Below are 20959 nucleotides of genomic sequence, written 5' to 3'. Positions count from 1 at the left end.
GGAACCGTTTTTACGCCTATAGTATACTTCTTTTAAAAATATTTTACAAGTATTTCATTAATATTACTAAACTTTATTTTGTGGAAAATTGATAGATAATCTTTTCGATAACTATTACCTATTATAATGAAGAAAAGCCCTTAGATATATTATCTAAGGACTTTTCCTACATCTAATTTCTTGACACATTAAGCAAATCTGAATAGATTAATCAATTCATTCCGAGTTAAATTGACTATAGATATCATTCTAGTCTAAGTCTGATTCATCATAGATGTATTCTTCTAAATGTTCAGTCACTGTAATCTCATCACAGGAGCTAACATTTTGAGAGTCCTTAATGTAGACAATTTTATATTGATTTGGTAGAAGTAATGGAAAGGCAATTGGCTTTCCATTCTTACACACGCGAAACATCTGAAGACTATCTGTTACATTACTAATAAAGACAAACGGAAACAAACGAGGACTGGGAGAATTCAAATATTGATAGGTACCCTTTAAGGTGCCACTAGTACTTCTCACTTCTCCATGTTCTTTTTGAGACATTTTTAAAGTATGCTCCTTCTACTACTTGTTATTTCCTTTTCTTAAGTACTGAGGGACAATACCATCAATCTAATTTATTGTAAACATGCATCCGACCATATATCGCATCAGAACCAAAACGAATCTGTCCATTACTATCAAAGAAAATTGGGTCACTGGTTGGTCCATCATTATGAGCAAAACCTGCCACATAACCGCCATCTTGAGCAAAACCATTAAAGAGCTGACTACTTGTATCACTATAACCACTTTCAGCACCAACACGGGTTACACTACCAGATGGGGATACTGTAATTGTGTCTCCTAGGTCATTTTGATAGGTACCAGCAACACTAGAGAAATCACCATTAGCCATTGCAGTAGCATCAACTGCTGTGGTAGCTGGTGTTTGTTCCGCTGAAGTAGCTGGTTGTTCTGTCGTAGTTCCTTGATTTACTCCAGCTGTTTCTTCACTAGGATTTGTTGGAGCAACTTCTTGTTGAGCAGATCCAGCAACATTTCCGGCTGATGGTTGTGAATCCTTTTCTCCAGAGGTTGCTTTTGAGACTTCTTCTGAACTAGAAGATTTTGTCTTTTGCTCAGACTTCTTCGCTTTTTCTTTTGAAGATGGTTTTGTCGATTTCACTTTCTGACTAACCTTACTAGAGCTCGATGTTAATGTGGCTTCCTTCTTGTTATTACCACATGCACCAAGTAATAGAACGGAAGTTAAAGCGAGTGCGGTTAAAGTTGTGAAACGTTTTGTAGCAGGTTTCATAATAATTCTCCTTAATACTCTATTTTAGACTGTGTCATTTTCAAAAATCTCGATGAAATAAGTTATATTCTTTAGTTCTTCTTATGCATATAATATACTGCATATTAGAAAAAAAGAACAGGACACGTATGTCCTGCTCTATTCTTTCATAACATCTCCCATTTTCTCTGATATGATGTCAGCTAAAGAGGTATCTCCTAACAATCTAGCCAAGATTATCCCTTCTTGATAAGCCTTTTTAGCCTCAAAAATATCATTCTTTACAACATATAGATACTGTCCCTCTAGCATTCTCAAAATTGGTTTTTTCTGATAATCTTGAGTTTCCTCCATAATACGATGCAGTTGATTGAATGCTATCTCCGATAAATGAAACTTTTTTCGTTCATATTCAACTATTGGAACCATTAATAAGGCATCCCTAAGTAAAAATAAATACTCCGTGGGAATATTATCATAACTATTTATAAGATTTCTACAAATGGCATAAAAAGTCTCTTCACTAAACCCATCTGACCGCATACTATCACCATCTCCTAACGAAATTTGATATAGTTCTATAAGTAGTAGATCATTGATAGTGTATACCCTTTTCTCACATAATGATGATAAACTCTTCTCCAAAATGCTCATGCCAAATTTTTGGTGTGTCTTTGAAGTATATGAGTAAAGTTTTGACTGTAAGATATCAACAACCCTCTGTTCATCAGCTGGCAAATCATCATAATAAATATCAATAATTTTACCCAGCTTTTCGTCTAGTTTCATTAGGTTATTTGGCTTATCTAGACTAGTCGCATGCATCAATTGATATTTGAGATTGAGGTATTCTACCGGCAACTTTGAACCTATAGCCCTCTCTCCAAGCAATTCCGATAAAGATATATTCAGACGTCTTGCCAAGTGCTCTAAGGTCTCTAATTTAGGTTGAGACTTCCCTGTTTCTATACGTGTCAATTGTCGTACTGATAAAACCTCATCCCCTTCACAAAATTTTTCTTTAGTGAATCCTTGTGCTAATCTCAATTCTCTTAACCGATGACCAAAGTCTTGTCCAAACATCGCTAGCTCCCTTTTACTTGAAACTATTATAATTTTTATGATTTGTAATAGTATACCACCCAGTATTCACTATTTCAATTTTGAAACGAAAATAATCATTACTTTCAATACCACTTACAAAGAAAAAAGATAGGATTTCCATCCTACCTTTTCAAGTTACTTTCATTGTATCACATCTTAGAGCTGTTCTGCTACTGCTGAAAGAAGATCTTGGATACCATTGGCATCGCTACCACCGGCCATGGCCATATCTGGTTTACCACCACCACGACCTGATACGATTGGTGCGAGAACCTTGATAACATTACCTGCGTGAACGTCTTTAGACTTGCTTGCTACGAGGACATTAACTTTTTCGCCAATGTGAGCTGCAAGGACAAGGACATCAGAGTAGTCTGCTTGTTTCCATTGGTCAGCAAAGGTACGAAGGGCACCTGCATCAGAAACTTCTACTTGACTAGCAATGTAACGAACACCGTTAGCTTCTTTAACGTCTTTGAAGACATCACCAGCTGCTGCAGCTGCTGCTTTTTCTTTAAGAGCAGCATTTTCTTTTTGAAGGGCATGCAACTGTTCTTGAAGGCTAGCAACCTTGTTAGGCACTTCTTTCAATTGTGGTGCTTTAAGTGTTGCTGCGATTGCTTTGAGGGCATCTTCTTCTTCACGGTAAGCAAGGTAAGCTTCACGTGATGTTACTGCCAAGATACGACGTGTTCCTGAACCGATACCTTCTTCTTTGACAATCTTGAACATACCGATTTCAGCAGTGTTAGCAACGTGTGTACCACCACAAAGCTCAACAGAGTAATCACCGATTGAAACGACACGTACATTCTTACCATATTTTTCACCAAAGAGGGCCATAGCTCCCATTGACTTAGCAGTGTCAATATCTGTTTCAATCGTTGTTACTGGAGTTGCTTTCCAGATTTCTTCATTGACTTGTTCTTCGATAGCACGCAATTCTTCTGGAGTTACAGCCTCAAAGTGAGTGAAGTCGAAACGTAAGAATTCTTGTTCGTTAAGTGAACCGGCTTGGACCGCATGGTTGCCGATAATATTATGAAGGGCAGCGTGCAAGAGGTGAGTTGCTGTGTGGTTTTTCATGACACGATGACGACGTGTATGATCAATTTCAAGTTTATAGTTAGCACCGACTACAAGTTCACCTTCAACCTCAACGGTATGAAGAGGTTGACCATTTGGCGCACGTTGGACATCAACAACACGTGCCACAACAGTACCAGCTGCATCTGAGATCGTACCGTGGTCAGCTACTTGTCCACCCATTTCAGCGTAGAATGGTGTTTGTTCAAAGACAAGGAGAGCTTGTCCAGAATTTACAGTATCATGACGGGCATCATCAGCAACGATAACGCTCAAACGGCTTTCTGCAGCTTCATCTTCATACAAGAACTCAGATGGTTCAGTAATATTAGCGAGGGTTTCATTTTGCATACCCATAGAACCACCTTTAACGACGCTAGCACGCGCACGGTCTTGTTGTTCTTTCATGGCAGCTTTGAAACCTTCATGGTCAATCTTGAAGCCTTCGTCTTCAGCCAATTCTTCTGTCAATTCCACTGGGAATCCGTAAGTATCGTAAAGTTTGAAGATGTCTTTACCTTCAAGCGTATCTTTACCAGATTTCTTAAGGTTAGCAAGAAGTTCATCAAGCATGCTCGAACCTGCATCAATAGTACGTGCAAAGGTTTCTTCTTCACGTTTAACGATTTTTTCGATAAAGTCTTTCTTCTCAAGAACTTCTGGGTAATAGCTTTCCATGATTTTACCAACTGTTGGAACAAGTTTGTACAAGAAAGCATCAGAAATACCGAGACGACGACCATGCATTACAGCACGACGGAGAAGACGACGAAGGACATAACCACGACCTTCATTACCTGGAAGAGCACCGTCACCGATGGCAAAGGCCAATGAACGAATGTGGTCAGCGATGACCTTGAAGCTCATATTATCCCCATCAGGATCGTAAGTCTTGCCAGACATTTTTTCGATTTCACGAATGATAGGCATGAAGAGGTCAGTTTCAAAGTTTGTTTTAGCCCCTTGCATTACGGCTACAAGACGTTCAAGACCTGCGCCCGTATCAATGTTTTTATTAGGAAGTTCCTTGTATTCTGAACGTGGGACAGCTGGGTCTGCGTTAAATTGTGACAAAACGATGTTCCAAATTTCAATGTAACGGTCGTTTTCAATATCTTCTTCAAGCAAACGGATACCAATATTATCAGGGTCAAAGTCTTCTCCACGGTCAAAGAAGATTTCAGTATCTGGTCCTGAAGGTCCAGCACCGATTTCCCAGAAGTTATCCTCAATTGGAATCAAGTGACTTGGTTCAACACCACAAGCAATCCAACGGTTGTATGAATCTTTATCATCTGGGTAGTAAGTCATGTAAAGTTTGTCTTTTGGAAAATCAAACCACTCTGGGCTTGTCAAAAGCTCATAACCCCATGTGATGGCTTCATCGCGGAAGTAGTCACCAACTGAGAAGTTACCAAGCATTTCAAACATCGTGTGGTGACGAGCTGTCTTACCAACGTTTTCAATATCGTTGGTACGAATAGCTTTTTGTGAGTTGGTGATACGTGGATTTTCAGGAATCACTGAGCCATCAAAATATTTCTTCAAAGTGGCAACCCCTGAGTTAATCCAAAGAAGGGTTGGGTCGTTAACTGGAATCAAGTTAGCTGATGGTTCAACAGCGTGACCTTTTGATTTCCAGAAATCAAGCCACATTTGACGAATTTGTGCTGAAGTAAGTTGTTTCATTGTTTCTCCTTAATCAATTGTTTCTTATTTTGAGCTATTCTCGAGCATTTCCACATAGTCAATAGCGACACATAGGGAAATGGCTAAATCGGCATAAGTATTTTCATAAACGGTAACAGTATAGGTCGATGTTAGATGGAAGAGTTCCTTTTGAATCCTAGCAACTACCTGATCTTGACTATTAAGCAGTTGAAAATCCAGGTCCCAAATATTCCCCTCTATTCGCAAGCCAAGATTATCGACATCATACTTATCACGAAGAAAGGTTAATTTTTTACGAATGTAAAAACTCGAACCACCCTGTAAATCCACCGTAAATTTGGGTAAGAGACTAATAGGCTCCTTGGTGATATGACTGATCTCACGACCATCCTCGCCAAAAATCGTAAAGGTCTTTGGAACCTTAAAAAAGGATCCTTCGACCTGGTAGGCAACTCTACCTTGATCATCCTTGATATCAAAGCGTTCACCACCCAATCGAAACTTCTGTTTGACAAAATAGGTTTTCATAAGCTACCTCCAATAATGTCATACATACATTCATTCAAAAAATACTAAAAGAATAAAAGACAAGACCACTAAACGAAGGGCGACGTGAACCGCGGTACCACCTTCATTCAATGACCTTGTCATTCTTATTTTTCTTAAATTGTAAACTTTGAGTAGCAAGTAATCCCATCCGTCCATGGCTCGCAGCAACCGCCATTTTTCTGTATCCGAAGTAATGATTACCTTTCTCAAAGGGAAGACTCAGAGTTTCCTAATATTAAAACTCTTCGTTACTTTCCATTTTAACGTGTTTTAGGTCTTAGGTCAAGTTGATAACAAGATTATCAACTCTATCTTGTGATTTATTTGCTAGAGCTTGATGTTGAACTTGATGAAGCTCCAGAACCAGTCACATACTGGTCAAGAATTGCGCTAAAGGCTTTATCTACAACCTTAACATTGTATTTTTTAAGAACCTTAGCAATTACTGAGTTAGTGAAGTTAGTATCAGCTTTCTTACCATTGATGATAACCTTAGTCAAATCATCCTTGTAGTTTTTCCAATCTGCATTTTTATCAGATTTTGAAACAGTCTTAACGATGTAATAAGTAGCTGCACCTGTTGAACTGTTTGAAACTGTGACTACATCAGAAACAGCATTGGCATCTTGTTTGAAAGCTGCTGTCAAAACGTCTGTTGGGAAGTCTTGAGATGCTGAGTTAACTGTCTTAGAGTTCACTTCCAAGCTATTATTTTTAGCGACTTGTGAGAAGTCTGCGCCTTCTGCTTTAGCTTCAGAGTCAACCTTATCAGCTACTGCCTTATCAGTTGTTGAAACGACTTGAACCTCTGTATTTGGTGTGTAGTTATCATAAGCAGCCTTGTAGTTTGCTTCTGTTAAATCTTTCTTAGCTGCTTGGTTAACAGCATATTCCACCAATTTTTGCGTACGGATTTGTGTACGATATGACTCTTCTGTTTGACCATAAGCTGCAAGAACTTGTGAGAATTGTTCTCCATACTGTTCTGAAGCTTGTTTGTAGGCTTTATCAACGTCTTCTTTACTGACCTTGCTACCGTATTCTTTTTCAAGAGCTTTTTGCAAGGTTGCACTCAAAACACTTTGTTGGGTTTGGCTGCTACCTTTAAGTGAATCAAACACATCACCAACAGTGACAGTATCACCCTTCATAGATACCAAAGTTGTTTCTTCAGTTGTTTTGTTCCCAAGAGAAACATATGTAATCCCTGCACCAACAAGAGCTGAGACAGCTACAAGGGCAAGACCTCCGAGGAAGCGACCACCTGAACTTGGTTTACCAGCATCACGTGTTTTCTTAGTTTTAGCACGTTTAGCTTTTTCTTTCGCTTTTTCACTAGCGAGGGCGATGCTTTCCTCTTCTTCTTTTTGGCGATCAAGTTGCTCTTGTTCTACGTCTTTGTCTGCTACAACCTCTTCAACAGTTTCTTCTGTTGACTCAAGGTTTTCATTTTCTTTAGCCATTCTATCTACTCCTTAAATTGTCAATATCTTTGTTATTATACCACACTTACTTAAATAATGCTTAATCTGGCAAGATAATATTTTCAGAATTTTTCCGAAGCATAAGAAGTCCGTCACTCATAGGTACCAAACTAGCAGTCAAACCAGGGTTATCTAAGGTCGCATCAAAAAGACGATGCAAACCACGGTAAATCGTACGCTGACCACGACGAACCTCCATGATGTCTTTGGCAATATCCCCCCCTTGGAAGATATCATCAAAGACAATGACACCACCTACCTTGAGACGTTTTAGGATTTCAGGCAGAAAGACGATATATTTAGACTTGGCTGAGTCCATAAAAACAAAATCATAATCAGTGTCCAAATCTTGCAAAACTTCTGCTGCATCACCTTCAACTAAGGTAATTTGTTTGCGACTGTCATACTTGGCTAGATTTTCCTTGGCAAAGCCAATCATTTCTTCATTACGATCAACCGTCGTAATCTGAGCATCAGGGGCGTACTCAGCCATTAGAAGAGCTGAAAAACCAATAGCCGTTCCTACCTCAAGGATTTTCTTAGGCTGCAAGGTCTGTAACAAAAATCGGAAATAAGCAACAACTTCGTGCTGAATAATTGGAATATTTTCCTTACGAGCAAAGGCCTCCAGCTCAGCCAAATGCCCTTTATTTTCCTGAAGATGCGTTCGCATGTAGTCCACGATATCCTTGTTTACTACTGGGCGACGCATGTTGTGATTTGCGTTTTTACTATATGATTTAACCATGTGTTTTATTATATAAAAAATCCCTAGCGAGTGCTAGAGAGTTTTCTTATCTATAACTCAAATCCTCATCATTAGACTACTTGACGAATAACCTTCTTTTTCAAGAGGTAAGCAATAACTAAAGCTACCACGTAAAGAGCAATGAAAACAAGCAAGGTCATCTGGTAAGATTTTGTCAATTCATAGGCTACCGACAGGAGCATTGGTCCCACCAAGGCTGCCATAGCCCAGGCAGTCAGAATATAACCATGAAGGGTAGCCAATTCCTTTGCCCCGAAGATATCGCTAAGGTAGGGAGGAATCAAGGAGAATCCTGCCCCGTAGCAAGTCATCAGAACAGCCATCGCAACCACAAAGACAAGTGGAACTTGCAGGACAATTAGGAGGATAGCCATAACGATATTAACCACAAAGAGGAGGATAAAGGTCTTCGGACGCCCAATATAATCCGACAAGCCTGCCCACAGAAGGCGACCAAAACCATTAAAGATTCCCATAACACCGACAACAACTGCTGCTGATTCCGCTGACATCCCAACCATATCTTGAGCCATTGGAGAAATAGCAGAGACAAGGGCTAAGCCACATGAAATATTGATAAACAAGATAAGCCATAACCAGTAGAAAGTTGACGATTTCAGAGCTTCATTAGCCGTAACCCCTTTGCTCAAATCAGCAGCCTGACGGTTTGGACTCTTGTCAGCCAACAGTTGTGCTTCCTCTACACTTGGTCGTTTAATGAATTGTGAGACAAAAAGCATCACAATAAAATAAACAACTCCCAAGATATAAAAGGTCTGCTCAACACCACGTGCCTGAATCAGATATTGGGCAATAGGACTGGTTAGCAGTGAGGCAAAGCCAAAGCCCATGATGGCAAGACCAGTCGCAAGTCCACGCTTATCAGGAAACCACTTAATGATGGTTGAAACAGGCGTAATATACCCCACACCCAGCCCTAGACCACCAAGAATACCGTAACCAAGATAAAGTATCCACAGCTCTCCCTGAGCAATGGCAATTCCTGTTAGAATGTTACCTCCAGCATAGAGAACAGCCGACATACTTCCAGTCACTCTAGGACCAAATTTTTCAACCAAACGTCCCATGAAGGCTGCAGAAAGACCAAGACAAAAGATGGCCAATGAAAAGGCAAAAGAAACTGAAGATTGATCCCAGCCAGTCTGGGCCATAATAGGATTACGATAGATACTCCAAGCATAGGTAGACCCCAACATGAGATGGAGTAAGACACCACACGTTGCTACAAGATAACGATTGGTTGTTTTCACAAAAACCTACTTTCTATTTCTGAACATTGTTCACTTATCAATTATAAAACGTTAGGTTTTTAGTCTATCATGAATATAAACAAAGGGCTATAAATATGCTCATTAGTAATTTCCGTATTAATCAAGACTTTTATACTGTAAATGTTCGTTTTTAGACATAAAAAGAACCACTCTTTTCCAGAATGATTCTCTCATATAGTATAATGACTTTTTTAAGAAAGGTGAACACCTTTTTCAACCAAGGCTTCCAATTCAACGAGACGGTCTTCAAAAACTTTGAAGGCAGCATCCAAGTAGTCGGTATTAGTCATATCAACACCAGCTTTCTTGATAACTTCCAAAGGATAATCTGAGCTTCCCGCCTTAAGGTAAGTAAGGTAAGCTTCTTTATCCTCCTCAGTACCGTGAACAATTTTTTCAGCCAAGTAGCTTGCTGCTGCAAACCCTGTAGCGTATTGGTAGACATAGTAATTCATGTAGAAATGCGGAATACGTTCCCACTCAAACTGAATTTCGTAGTTATCTTCAGCTTTAAGGTTATAGTATTTCTCATTGAGGTCTGCGTAAAGTTTATTCATGAAGTCGGCTGTCAAGATTTGACCTGATGCATCCGCTTCGTGAATAGCATGTTCAAACTCAGCAAATTGAGTTTGACGGAAAACTGTTCCCTTAAAGCCATCCAAGAAGTGGTTGAGGATAGCAAAGCGTGTCTTGTCATCTTTAACTTCTTTGAGAAGAGTTTCTGTTAAGATATTTTCATTAGTTGTTGACGCAATTTCCGCCAAGAAAATTGGGTAATCCCCATAAACATATGGTTGGGTTTTACGTGTGAAGGTTGAGTGCAAGCTATGACCAGTCTCGTGAACCAAGGTAAAGAGATTGTCCAAAGTATCTTGCCAGTTCAAAAGCATGAAGGCATTGGTATCATAGGCACCACCTGAGTAGGCACCAGAGCGTTTCCCTTTGTTAGGGTGAACATCAATCCAACGTTCCGTAAAGGCTGCATGAACCCCTTCACTATACTCTTCACCAAAGATAGCCAAGACTTCTTCTGCTTTCTTGAGGGATTCTTCATAAGTAAGAGCAGTCTCAGTCTCAGAGAGTGGCGTATAGACATCATACATCTTAAGCTCATCAAGTCCCAAGACCTTCTTACGCAAATCTAGGTAGCGGTGTAAAAGTGGTAAATGTTTGTGCACTGACTCCAAGAGTGAGTCATAAACACTTTCTGGAATAAAGTTAGCCGCAAGCGCTGCATGACGTGCTGAGTTATAGTGACGTACTTTAGCTTGGTAATTGTGAACCTTGACCACGCCTTGGAGGGTTTGTGCATAGGTATGTTGGAACTGTTCGTAGGTTCCATACATCGCTTCATAAGCTCCCTTACGAATGTCACGGTCTTTAGACTCCATGAGCGTGATAAAGTTACCATGTGTCAACTCAATCACATCCCCTTGACCATCTGATACCCATGGGAAGAGGATATCAGCGTTATCCAAGACATTAAAGGTCTCTGTTGGGCCATTGAAAATATCGCCGGCTGCTGCCAAAAGACCTTCTGCTTCTTGTGAAAGCACATGGTCTTTGTTGGCTAAAAGACGCTCGAAATAGTGGTCATAAAGTTCAAGACCAGGTTCTTGTTCTTTGAAGAATGCTAGTTTTTCAGCATCCAAAGCCATAAATTCAGGCTCAAAGTAAGCAAAGGATTCACTCAACTGTGAGTAAAGGTTTGAAGCTTTAGCTTGGTATTCTTGATAAAGACCAACCGTTGTGTCTTGGTCATTTTTCATTGACGCATAAACGTAGATCTTTTCCAAACGACGCATCAAACTCATATAAAGTTCTGTAGCCTCAAGCAAATTCTTGGCTGAGTCCAAGAGGTGACCAGCAAAGGCACTAGCTTTCTTAAGATCCTGAACAGTACTTTCATATTCAGCTTCCCAAGCAGCATCTGTCGCAAAAATGGTGGTCAAATCCCATGTATATTTTTCTTCTAAATGACTACGATTGTCTGACATAATATTCTCCTTAATTGTGTCTATACTCTACTATTTTAGCATAAAAGGTAGGAGGGTAGAGGGTTTGTCTGTAAGAAAAATCCCTTTTTCGATAATATTGCTTAAAAACCTTTTCAAAACCATCAAGTGCTAGTCTAATTTGCACGAATCCTTGCTTGGATTCAGGAAACCTCACTTGTGGAAAAAAATCCTGATCGGACATACTTAATAAATTCATTCCCTTAAGGTAAGCTGTCTCCTGTCTTTTCATCCACCTTGGATTTTTGCCCATCAACTCTCTTTGAATCAAACGCGAGACCTTCCTTCGTTGAGGCACTTGATAAGTCTCCACCTTCCTTGCCTGATAGGGAAAACGTAATATGGACATGAGATTTTCGGTTAAGGACCAAGACTTGGTTAAATAATGAACCTTCCCAAAAATATCCTCATAGATGAGATACTTAAGTCTCACTTCTTCCCTCTCCCAATCGAGTTCCCAGAGGTGGAAACCTATCTTAGCTGTAAAATAAAGAAAATCACGCTGTAGATCTGTTAAACGCTGTCCTAGCCACAGTTCTTGTCCCAAAAGCCAACGTACTTCGTAACCTATTTGATGGTAAGCTAAGGTCCGCTCTCTGAGACGTTTCTGTGACAAACGAGAACATTGGACTTCCAGAGCCAGGGAATCTCCAACGAATAAATCTGCAATCTGGCCCAACTCAGGTATCACCTTTTCAATACAAACTTTTTCGCCATGATTGTCCAAGGACTGATACAAAGCAGCTTTTAGGGATAAATGTTGGGCCGATTCGTTTTCTGAGAAAAACTGACAACCCTGCAAGGATTTGTGGGCAAAATGCGGGCACATCACCTGTCCCTGTCTCAACATTACAATCCCTTGACAGCCAGGGCACCTATAAATTTTCTCACGGTTCAACCCATTTTCAAGAGCCGAAACCAAGAGACCTTCCTGATTTTTAGCAATTAACATGACTCTCTCCTTTATGCACTCTATTACTTATTCGCAAAAGATGTCATAAAATGAAAAAAAGCATCTAGATTTCTCTAGATGCGTCCCCCATTCGAATTGAAACTTGCTCCCTGCTGCATGGAAACATAGGTTTATAGGTGTATTGCTTACCTTAGGTTACAAGTGCCGCTCAATCCATTTGAACTCTTTTCAATCTTTCAATTTCTAGAGGTAAATCCCCCAATCTACCCTGAAATTAGAAGCTGAAAACAGTCTCTATCCCACACGACTATTGAAAATAGCCAATGTAGCACAGACAGATGCTCTCACAAACATCTGGTCAAATTCCGCCACTGGAACATCATCCTAATATGCTTATCACCCTTTTGTTCCTAACTCTCATCAAGGACTTAATCCCTTTAGTCAATAATAAGATAAAACAATTTTTAGACTTGGATGCTTACCATCCAAAATCCTTATTTACTAACATTGAACCACCATTTCCCTAGGTGCAGTTCAATACCAACAAACGCAAAACCGTGTTGGTCCAAAATGGTCTCTAGCTTCAAAGTATCCCGAGATTGATAGTCAGTCAATCTAATAAAGCTTTCCCTCAAGCTCTGTATAGCAGGCAGTCATCCTGCTTTCAAGATACTAATCTCTAGATGAGTACTGGCTAAAATAGCCACTCTCAAAACATACTACCTATCTTAGGCTTAGTCCACCTTCTGATAAGTATATGCAGTTGCTGCTTTATTTTCTCTCCCTCTTCGTTTCCGAAGAGTAGCCTCTACCGATTCTGCTGTTTTTGAATCTGTCGTTTGTCTCTACACGGATTAAAAATACCGCTAGCCCCCGCTACGATGATGCTGATGTTTTAAATAGATTAATCTAATTTGTTTGCTGTTCAAATCTTCTCTTTTTAAATCATCACAATGAAACATTGGAATTTGATAACTTAGAATTTTGAATTCTAAGATAGTCCTTTTTGACTAGGGAGTCACCCTGTCAAAAAACAAACTCTTCCTAACAGTATCTATTATACTGTATTATAATTTTTTGTCAATTAATTTATTTCATATTTTTTGAAAATATTTTTTAAACAGCTAATTCAAAGAGGGGGAACGCCTAAAACCACTATAACAAAAGCATTTCTGGGGGGTGTTGAAAAATTAGAAAACTTTTGTTTCTTTCACCTTTTTTTATCTGTTTGGATGATATTTAGTAATTATCAGAAAATTTCATATTTTTTTATAGCCAATTTCTCTAATCATTTCTTGCATAAAAAAACTAGGAAAATCATCTTCCTAGTTTCTATAACTTATCTTAGTGTTTACGTTTGTAAGTTGAGATACCAAACAAGGCCAAAGCTGATGTCACCATAGCTGCACCGGCTGCTGCAGAAGCTGCTGTTGATTTTTCACCAGTAGATGGAAGAGCTGGAGCCTCTTCTTTTACAGGAACTGATGTTGGTGTCACAGGTTTAACAGATTTTGGTTCTGTTGGAGTTGTTGGTACTTGTGGTTTTGGTTTCTCAGTTGTTTTTTCAACAGATACAAAGTTCTTGTGGTAAGTAACTGATACTGAAACTGTATTTGGAAGAACTGGCTTATTTGGTTCTTCTGGCAATTCAGGAACAACCACAGTTGAGTTTGTTGCGAACCAGTAAGCTGTTGGAACGTTGAGGTTATTTCCGCTTACGATAAAGTCCATTGGTTGACCTTTGAAGATTGTTGCAGCTGCACCATAGTAAGCATTCTTCGTGCGAGGTGTTCCATCTGGGTTGATAGCATCCCACCCCTCATCAGTCACTTCACCAGTTGTTGGATCTACTGTTGGGTCGCTGTTAAAACGAGCACCATTAGCCACAAATTCGTTATCATTGCTTGCATAAGCATAGCCATCTTCATGCAAAGTGATAGATGAACCAGGGATTTGAACGTATTCGTTTCCATTCAAACCAACTTTTTCGATGTGGTTTCCAAGTTCAGTGTTCCAATGGTTAAGTGATGAGATACTCAAAACTGATCCATTCTTAGACAAGTCAAGTGGTGTCACTGATGACTCAGAATCAAAGAAGTTCAAGTTCATCTTAACATGAAGTTTTTTGTTAGTATCGTCAGTTTGTGAACCAATAAAAAGGGTCTTAGTTGGATCGTGGTACAACTTAACAATGGCAGAACCATCTGTACTTGGTGCTTCTACCAAAGTGTATGTTGCAACGATTTTCTTAACTGGAGTACCATTGTATGACGTTCCGTTAAGGTTGTTGTAGGTTACAGTCAATGTTTGACCTGTAGCCATCTTCAACCATACATCTTCAGTATACTCACCATCAGCGTTAATAGTATATTGTGTCCCATTAGCAGCACTGAAATCACTTGGAATGTAACGAGATGTATTGAACTGTTGAAGAATTTCATCTTCTGAATGACCTGATTGGATGTTTTTATCCAAGTAGTCAACAGAACCAGCTGAATTTTCAACAGTCATTGCGGCATTAGCCTCTGTTTGATAAATCAAACCAGTCGCATTCTCTGCTAATCCTTTTGTCAAAAGACGAGCATTTGAACCACCAGTATATTCTTTGTAAGATTTTTGCCAAGCAGCATAAGCAAGAACGTCTTGGTAGTATTTATCCAATTGTGTCTTGTAATCTGCAAGTTTTTGTTTATAGTCTGAGACAGCAGTCGTCAAAGCTTTAGTTTGCACTTTGTTGTCATTGTTGGCAGCTTCAACACTAGTATGTTTAACACCCGCTTCTTCACTTACTGTGAATCCTCCTGTAGCGACAACATTTGCTTGAGCAGATGTAAGCGCCGCATCAGCTTCTTCACGTGTTAATTTATTTTCAGAAACAACTGTGTTTGAAGCTGTTTGTGCATCTTTAGCTGCTTGTTCTTGAACAGCCTTAACATCAGCAGAGTCTTTTGATGCAGCTGCCGTAGTTTTTGCAGTTTCAACAGCATTATCAAAGTCAGGGTTTGACACTTCAGCAATAGCTTTAGTTGTTGTTTTTACAGTAGTATCTGTTTCAGTTGTTGTTGTTTCTTCTGTTCCAGGTACAGTTGTAACAACTGCTGCATCTCCTGTTGTCTTAACAAGATTAGCACTTGATTCTGCAGTCGCATTTGAGACTGTGGCATCAGTATCTGTAGCTACTGTGGCATCTTTAGCTTCATCTGCGGCTGCTACGCTAGTAGCAGCAAGTCCTGCAAGCAATACACTTGAATATAATGTTGTTTTAAATGGGTTGACTTTCATTTATACTTTCTCCTTTTCGGTTAATGCTTTATTAACCAGTTTTACTTAACCGTTTAATATACTACCGTGATTTTTAAATTTTAGCAATAGATTTATGAAAAAAAACTTATGTATTTGCTACACACTTTTAAAATATGACACATTTTTGTTATATTTTAATCATTTCTTTACAATTATCCTAGATATGTATAAGAAGAAGGTACCATTTCTTCATTTATTTTTTTACAGTTGTCAAACCCTCCTCAGAGATAACGATTAGAGTCAAAACGCATCCCTAGAGACTCAACCTCATCTAAAGCTCTTATCCTTCTTGATAAAAGAACAGAAAAACTACCTTTAAGGCCTTGACTTTAATAGCTTTTCGTCGTATGCTTGAAAAAAATGTTAAGAAAGTTGGGGAACTTTTTCAATGACAAAGAAAGAAGTTAGGACACTGCTCCTTTTGGGGATCACTATTATTTTTGCGAACCTCGCACTTCGTTTGATACTCAGGCCCTTGCCTGAAAATTTAGCCTATCTTATTAAAACGCTTGTTCTTGGGTGCGGATGTTACTTCCTAGTACATAGGCGACTAGGTTTAAAAATCAAATCCACTCAAAAGATAGGTCTGGCTGAAACCTTACGTGTTTGTTGGTTGATTATTTTAGCTGACTGTATCTATATTTCTGGGGGAGCTTTGGGTATTAGTAAGGCACCTCATATGATTGGTACCGCCTTGATTGTCGCCTTAGGAGCCGGTTTTTTTGAAGAATATGTTTTTCGTGGACTCTTCCTTAAACTCGCCTTCCAAGATGGTATTAGGTCTTCAAAACAAATTTTGGGGGCCGTTCTCTTATCAGCCTTATTTTTTGGATTGGCTCATCTAGGAAATCTCACCCACCAACCTTTGGATGCTACCCTGTTTCAAGTTTACTATGCCTCGGCTATCGGCATATTCTTTGCTGCTATTTACCTACGCACAGGTAGCCTCTGGTGGACTATCATTCTGCACTTTTTGGTTGACTTTACCAGTGTCTTGATGTCACAATCAACGCAGGCTGCTCCAGCTACAAGTATCTGGCATTTCATTCTCTGGTTACCACTCATTGCCATCGGACTCTTCCTCATTCGACCTAAAAAGTTGGATGCCATTAGACGTCTTAGTAACTGACACTTTATACAGCATTTCAAAAGTTAGACAAAAAAACTAACTTTTGGAGTGCTTTTCTTTTGTCGAAATCCCTTCTTCCAACCCTCTCAATCCTCACTACTCTTATAAGACCTGGCTTCATAAAAATTTCATATCAGGTCTTCATTGATTCCTATCAGGATTTTGCTGATATTAGACTTCTCATTTTGTTATAATATAGGTCACAATCATGTTTTTAAAAAAGGGGATGCTTATGAATTTTCAACAATGCCGCTATGTTCAGACTATAGCTGAAACAGGGTCTTTTAGTAAAGCTGCTAAGAAACTCTTTTTGACGCAACCCAATCTTTCAGCATCCATTCGTGATTTAGAGGAAGAACTAGGAGTTCTACTCTTTGAGCGCTCCAATACAGGAGCCAAACTGACTGATGATGGCCATGATTTTCTCAAATACGCCAAACGTATCCTTGGAGAGCTAGATCTACTAGAAGGACGCTATCGCAAGTCCTTCAAGAAATCATTCACTATTGCTAGTCACCACTATGATTTTTTGTCACTTCCCATGGCTCACATTGCCAAACGCTTTCGTAGTGATTATCAAGAATTTCAACTGATTGAAACAACCACCAGAAAGATTCTCAAAAGTGTGGAGAGTTTCGAAAGTGACTTGGGGATTATTTACCTTGATGAAGACAATGCCCACATCCTAGAGCGTAGTTTCAAACACATGGATTTGGCATTTACTCCGCTTGGGGAGTTTGAGACTAAGATTTTCTTGGGGCGTCAACATCCCTTAGCCAAGAAAAAATCCCTCAATCTCAAGGATTTAGAGGGCTATCCACAGGTCCGTTTTCGTCAGGAAAGTTCTGGTATTCACTTTGATGAGGACCCTCTGGAGGTTCTACCTGATCAACAGGTTATCTACAGTAATGACCGAGGTAGTGTCATGAATTTGCTCTGTGCCTCTGATAGTTATGCTTCTGGCCTTGGTATTGTCAACAGTTTTATCAAGGACCAGATTGTCCTAATCCCACTTAAGGACAGTCCCAAGCACACCTTGGGTATTGTGACCAATAATAAACAGAAAAAATCTGCAATTATCCAAGCATTTATCGAAGAAATCCAAGATAGCTTACTACCCCACCACTAAGGAGAAGAAAATGGAATTTCAAACACTTAACAACGGCATCAAAATCCCCGTACTCGGTTTTGGCGTCTGGCAAATTTTCGACCAAAAGGAATGTCAAAAAGCCGTAGAAGATGCTCTTTCTGTCGGCTATCGTCTGATTGATACAGCCAGTCTTTACCGTAATGAGAAGGCTGTGGGTCGTGCCATTAAGACTTCTGGCATTCCTCGTGAAGATATTTTCCTAACCAGCAAGGCCTGGATTAGCCAGCTCGGCTACGAAGATACCAAATTAGCCTTAAAAGAGACCCTCCGCAAACTAGATACTGACTATCTTGATTTATATTTGATTCATCAACCTTTTGGCGACTTACATGGTGCCTGGCGTGCTATGATTGAGCTTCAGCATGAAGGACTTATTAGAGCCATCGGGGTTTCTAACTTCTCAACAGGACGTTTGGCGGATTTTGCCTTGCAAACTCCTGTTGTTCCAGCAGTCAACCAAATAGAGTTGCATCCCTATAAACAACACAAACTTATCCAGAAAGCTGATAAGAAATTTGGTACTCTGACGCAAGCATGGGCCCCTTTTCACAGAGGAGAGGATGGTATTTTTCAGGACTCAACCCTAACTGCTATCGCTGAAAAACATGGCAAGACAGTTGCCCAGGTCATCCTCAGATGGCAAACCCAGCAAGGTATTCTAACCATCCCTAAAAGCACCCATATCGAACGGATGAAGGAAAACTTTGATAGCTTTAACTTTCACCTAAACCAGGCAGACCTTGATGCTATCAGTAAATTAGACCGATACCCAAATGCTTATGGTCCTGATGAAAGCGTGGAACGCATTAAGCATTTACTGAAATATAGTGTATAAGAAAACGAGTTCGACTGAACTCGTTTTAATGTTAAAAATGTCTTATTTAGATTGCCCTTAGGTAAGTAGGAGCACCCTTTAAAATTCAAAATAGGGAATGGAACAGAAGCCTTATTATTCAAAAGCGCTTCGTCATCCTATTTCCTCTTGAGGAAATCGCAAAAAACTAAATTGTTTTACCCAATCACACTTCCGTTTGGAACAGATGGGTCTACTGTCAAGACAGTGAGTTTGCCGTCATGTTCAGCAGAAAGAATCATACCTTGGCTGACATATTTTTTCATCATCTTACGTGGTTTGAGGTTCGCCACGACTTGAAGTTTCTTGCCAACCAATTCTTGTTCATTTGGATAGAATATAGCGATACCTGAGAGGATTTGGCGGTCTTCACCGTCACCAGCATCAAGACGGAAACGGAGCAATTTGTCTGAACCTTCGACTTTTTCTACTTCTTTAACTTCAGCGACACGGATTTCAACCTTGTCAAAGTCGTCAAATTTAATTTGGTCTTTTTCAGATTTAAGGTCGACCTCTTCTGGGTTCCATTCTTTTTCTTGTGGTTTGCCTGCGTTCATTTGAGATTGGATGTAGGCAATTTCTTCGTCCATGTCAAGACGTGGGAAGATTGGTGTACCTTTTGAAACGACTGTCAAATTGGGTGAAATATTATCAAATTTAAGAAACTTCTTCCCATCAAATAAATTAACTTTAGATTTTCGTTTAGAATCGATTTTCTCCATTCCAAGTTGATCTAAAATCTTATTAGAAGTCTTTACCATAAATGGGTGAATGAGATAAGCTATAACTCTCAAAGAAGCAACTAAATGGCTCATAACCTCTTCTAATTTTTCTATGTCGGATTTGTTATTAGTATTTCCTAACTTCCAAGGTTCAGTTTTATCAATATACTTATTAGCTTGATTAATAAGCGACCAAACTCTATCTAAAGCTTTTGGAAAATCCACTCTTTCCATGAACTTACAATAAGCTGATACGGTAGCATCTGAATATAACTCTAACGTCCTAGCTGGTGGATAGACAGTTTCCCAAGAACCATCTTCCATTTTAACCTGTTCTTCGTGTGAATATTTTTCAAATTTTGGTACTTGACCACCAAAATACTTGTTAATCATGGCAACTGTACGGTTGAGGAGGTTTCCAAGGTCGTTAGCCAACTCATAGTTGATACGGGCCACATAGTCTTCTGGCGTGAAGGTACCGTCTGAACCAACTGGAAGACTACGCATGAGGTAGTAACGGAGTGGATCAAGACCAAAACGCTCTACCAACATTTCTGGATAGATCACATTTCCTTTAGACTTAGACATCTTACCGTCTTTCATGACGAACCAACCGTGGGCAACAAGACGTGTAGGCAATGGCAAATCAAGAGCCATAAGGATGATTGGCCAGTAGATTGAGTGGAAACGAAGAATATCCTTACCAATCATGTGGATAATTTCGTGGTTTTCATCATTTTGCCAGAACAAATCAAAGTTACCATGCTCATCCTGACCATAACCAAGGGCTGTAATATAGTTGATAAGAGCATCAATCCACACATAAACCACGTGTTTTGGATCTGATGGGACTTTAACCCCCCAAGTGAAGGTTGTACGTGACACAGCCAAGTCTTCCAAGCCTGGCTCGATGAAGTTTTTAAGCATTTCATTCATACGACCATCAGGTTGGATAAATTCTGGGTGTTCTTTAAAGAAGGCCGTCAAACGGTCTGCATAGTTGCTGAGTTTAAAGAAATAGGATTCTTCAGACACTAGCTCCACTTCATGTCCTGATGGAGCCACACCACCAATGACATTGCCTTCTTCATCACGGTAAACTTCTGCAAGCTGGCTTTCTGTAAAGAATTCCTCATCTGAGACTGAATACCAACCCGAATATTCACCAAGGTAGATATCTCCTTGTTCCAAGAGGCGCTCGAAAACTTGAGCAACAACTTTTTCATGGTAATCATCAGTCGTACGGATGAATTTATCGTATGAGATATCCAAAAGTTGCCAGAGGTCCTTAACACCCACAGCCATACCATCCACATACTCCTGTGGTGTGATTCCTGCTTCTTCAGCCTTTTGTTGAATCTTTTGGCCGTGCTCATCAAGCCCAGTAAGGTAGAAGACATCATAGTTCATCATGCGTTTGTAACGTGCCAAGACGTCACAAGCAATGGTTGTATAGGCAGAACCAATATGCAATTTACCAGATGGGTAGTAGATAGGTGTTGTGATGTAGAATGTTTTTGTCATTTTAATTTCCTTTCATGTGTTAACAAATGGGCTAACACTGATGATATAACATCTTATTATAGCACGTTTTGGACACTAAAAAAACCAGACTAGCTGGTTTTAAAGCATAT

The 20959-nt window shown here is 39.6% G+C and carries 15 protein-coding genes; 3 read left to right on the top strand and 12 right to left on the bottom strand.

Annotated elements, in window-relative coordinates; genetic code table 11:
* Window positions 1-249 precede the first annotated feature (249 nt).
* From QRD39_RS05165 to QRD39_RS05115, 11 genes are all read right to left on the bottom strand, one after another.
* Window positions 250-549, bottom strand: a complete 300-nt coding sequence (locus tag QRD39_RS05165) for a hypothetical protein (RefSeq protein ID WP_285955886.1) — start codon at window positions 547-549, stop codon at window positions 250-252.
* Window positions 550-613: 64 nt separating this feature from the next.
* Entirely contained in the window at window positions 614-1306 is a 693-nt protein-coding gene (locus QRD39_RS05160) for a DUF6287 domain-containing protein (protein WP_008533919.1), read from the bottom strand.
* A gap of 138 nt (window positions 1307-1444) precedes the next feature.
* Window positions 1445-2368 (bottom strand): helix-turn-helix domain-containing protein, encoded by a 924-nt coding sequence (locus QRD39_RS05155; protein ID WP_285955885.1) that lies wholly within the window; start codon window positions 2366-2368, stop codon window positions 1445-1447.
* 177 nt (window positions 2369-2545) lie between these two features.
* On the bottom strand, window positions 2546-5164 hold the full coding sequence (gene alaS, locus QRD39_RS05150; protein WP_021145924.1) for an alanine--tRNA ligase: 2619 nt from the start codon (window positions 5162-5164) through the stop codon (window positions 2546-2548).
* Window positions 5165-5188: 24 nt separating this feature from the next.
* Window positions 5189-5674 carry an LURP-one-related/scramblase family protein gene (locus QRD39_RS05145; RefSeq protein ID WP_008533915.1) on the bottom strand — a complete coding sequence of 162 codons (486 nt, stop codon included), beginning with the start codon at window positions 5672-5674 and terminating at the stop codon, window positions 5189-5191.
* Window positions 5675-6015: 341 nt separating this feature from the next.
* The gene (locus QRD39_RS05140; protein ID WP_285955884.1) at window positions 6016-7158 is read right to left on the bottom strand and encodes a peptidyl-prolyl cis-trans isomerase; all 1143 of its coding nucleotides are present in this window, start codon (window positions 7156-7158) and stop codon (window positions 6016-6018) included.
* 61 nt (window positions 7159-7219) lie between these two features.
* Window positions 7220-7927 (bottom strand): O-methyltransferase, encoded by a 708-nt coding sequence (locus QRD39_RS05135; RefSeq protein WP_014633986.1) that lies wholly within the window; start codon window positions 7925-7927, stop codon window positions 7220-7222.
* 71 nt (window positions 7928-7998) lie between these two features.
* The gene (locus QRD39_RS05130; protein ID WP_285955883.1) at window positions 7999-9219 is read right to left on the bottom strand and encodes an L-lactate MFS transporter; all 1221 of its coding nucleotides are present in this window, start codon (window positions 9217-9219) and stop codon (window positions 7999-8001) included.
* A gap of 212 nt (window positions 9220-9431) precedes the next feature.
* A complete protein-coding gene (pepF, locus tag QRD39_RS05125) occupies window positions 9432-11237 on the bottom strand; it encodes an oligoendopeptidase F (RefSeq protein ID WP_285955882.1) in 1806 nt (601 codons plus the stop codon).
* A 10-nt stretch (window positions 11238-11247) separates the two neighbouring features.
* Window positions 11248-12207: a competence protein CoiA gene (locus QRD39_RS05120; protein WP_285955881.1), complete on the bottom strand. Its 960-nt coding sequence runs from the start codon at window positions 12205-12207 to the stop codon at window positions 11248-11250.
* Between the two features lie 1305 nt (window positions 12208-13512).
* Window positions 13513-15450: a GbpC/Spa domain-containing protein gene (locus QRD39_RS05115; RefSeq protein WP_285955880.1), complete on the bottom strand. Its 1938-nt coding sequence runs from the start codon at window positions 15448-15450 to the stop codon at window positions 13513-13515.
* Between the two features lie 409 nt (window positions 15451-15859).
* On the opposite strand from QRD39_RS05115, the gene QRD39_RS05110 reads away from it, so the two are divergent.
* From QRD39_RS05110 to QRD39_RS05100, 3 genes are all read left to right on the top strand, one after another.
* Window positions 15860-16600, top strand: a complete 741-nt coding sequence (locus QRD39_RS05110; protein ID WP_285955879.1) for a CPBP family intramembrane glutamic endopeptidase — start codon at window positions 15860-15862, stop codon at window positions 16598-16600.
* Between the two features lie 232 nt (window positions 16601-16832).
* Entirely contained in the window at window positions 16833-17729 is an 897-nt protein-coding gene (locus tag QRD39_RS05105) for a LysR family transcriptional regulator (protein ID WP_021145934.1), read from the top strand.
* Between the two features lie 10 nt (window positions 17730-17739).
* Entirely contained in the window at window positions 17740-18585 is an 846-nt protein-coding gene (locus QRD39_RS05100) for an aldo/keto reductase (RefSeq protein ID WP_285955878.1), read from the top strand.
* Between the two features lie 176 nt (window positions 18586-18761).
* Here QRD39_RS05100 and metG read toward each other — a convergent pair whose 3' ends face one another.
* Window positions 18762-20849, bottom strand: a complete 2088-nt coding sequence (gene metG / locus QRD39_RS05095; RefSeq protein ID WP_285955877.1) for a methionine--tRNA ligase — start codon at window positions 20847-20849, stop codon at window positions 18762-18764.
* Between the last annotated feature and the right edge of the window lie 110 nt (window positions 20850-20959).

It is taken from the genome of Streptococcus raffinosi, assembly GCF_030284685.1.
Taxonomy (GTDB): Bacteria; Bacillota; Bacilli; order Lactobacillales; family Streptococcaceae; genus Streptococcus; species Streptococcus raffinosi.
This window is presented reverse-complemented; position numbering and strand designations above follow the sequence as displayed.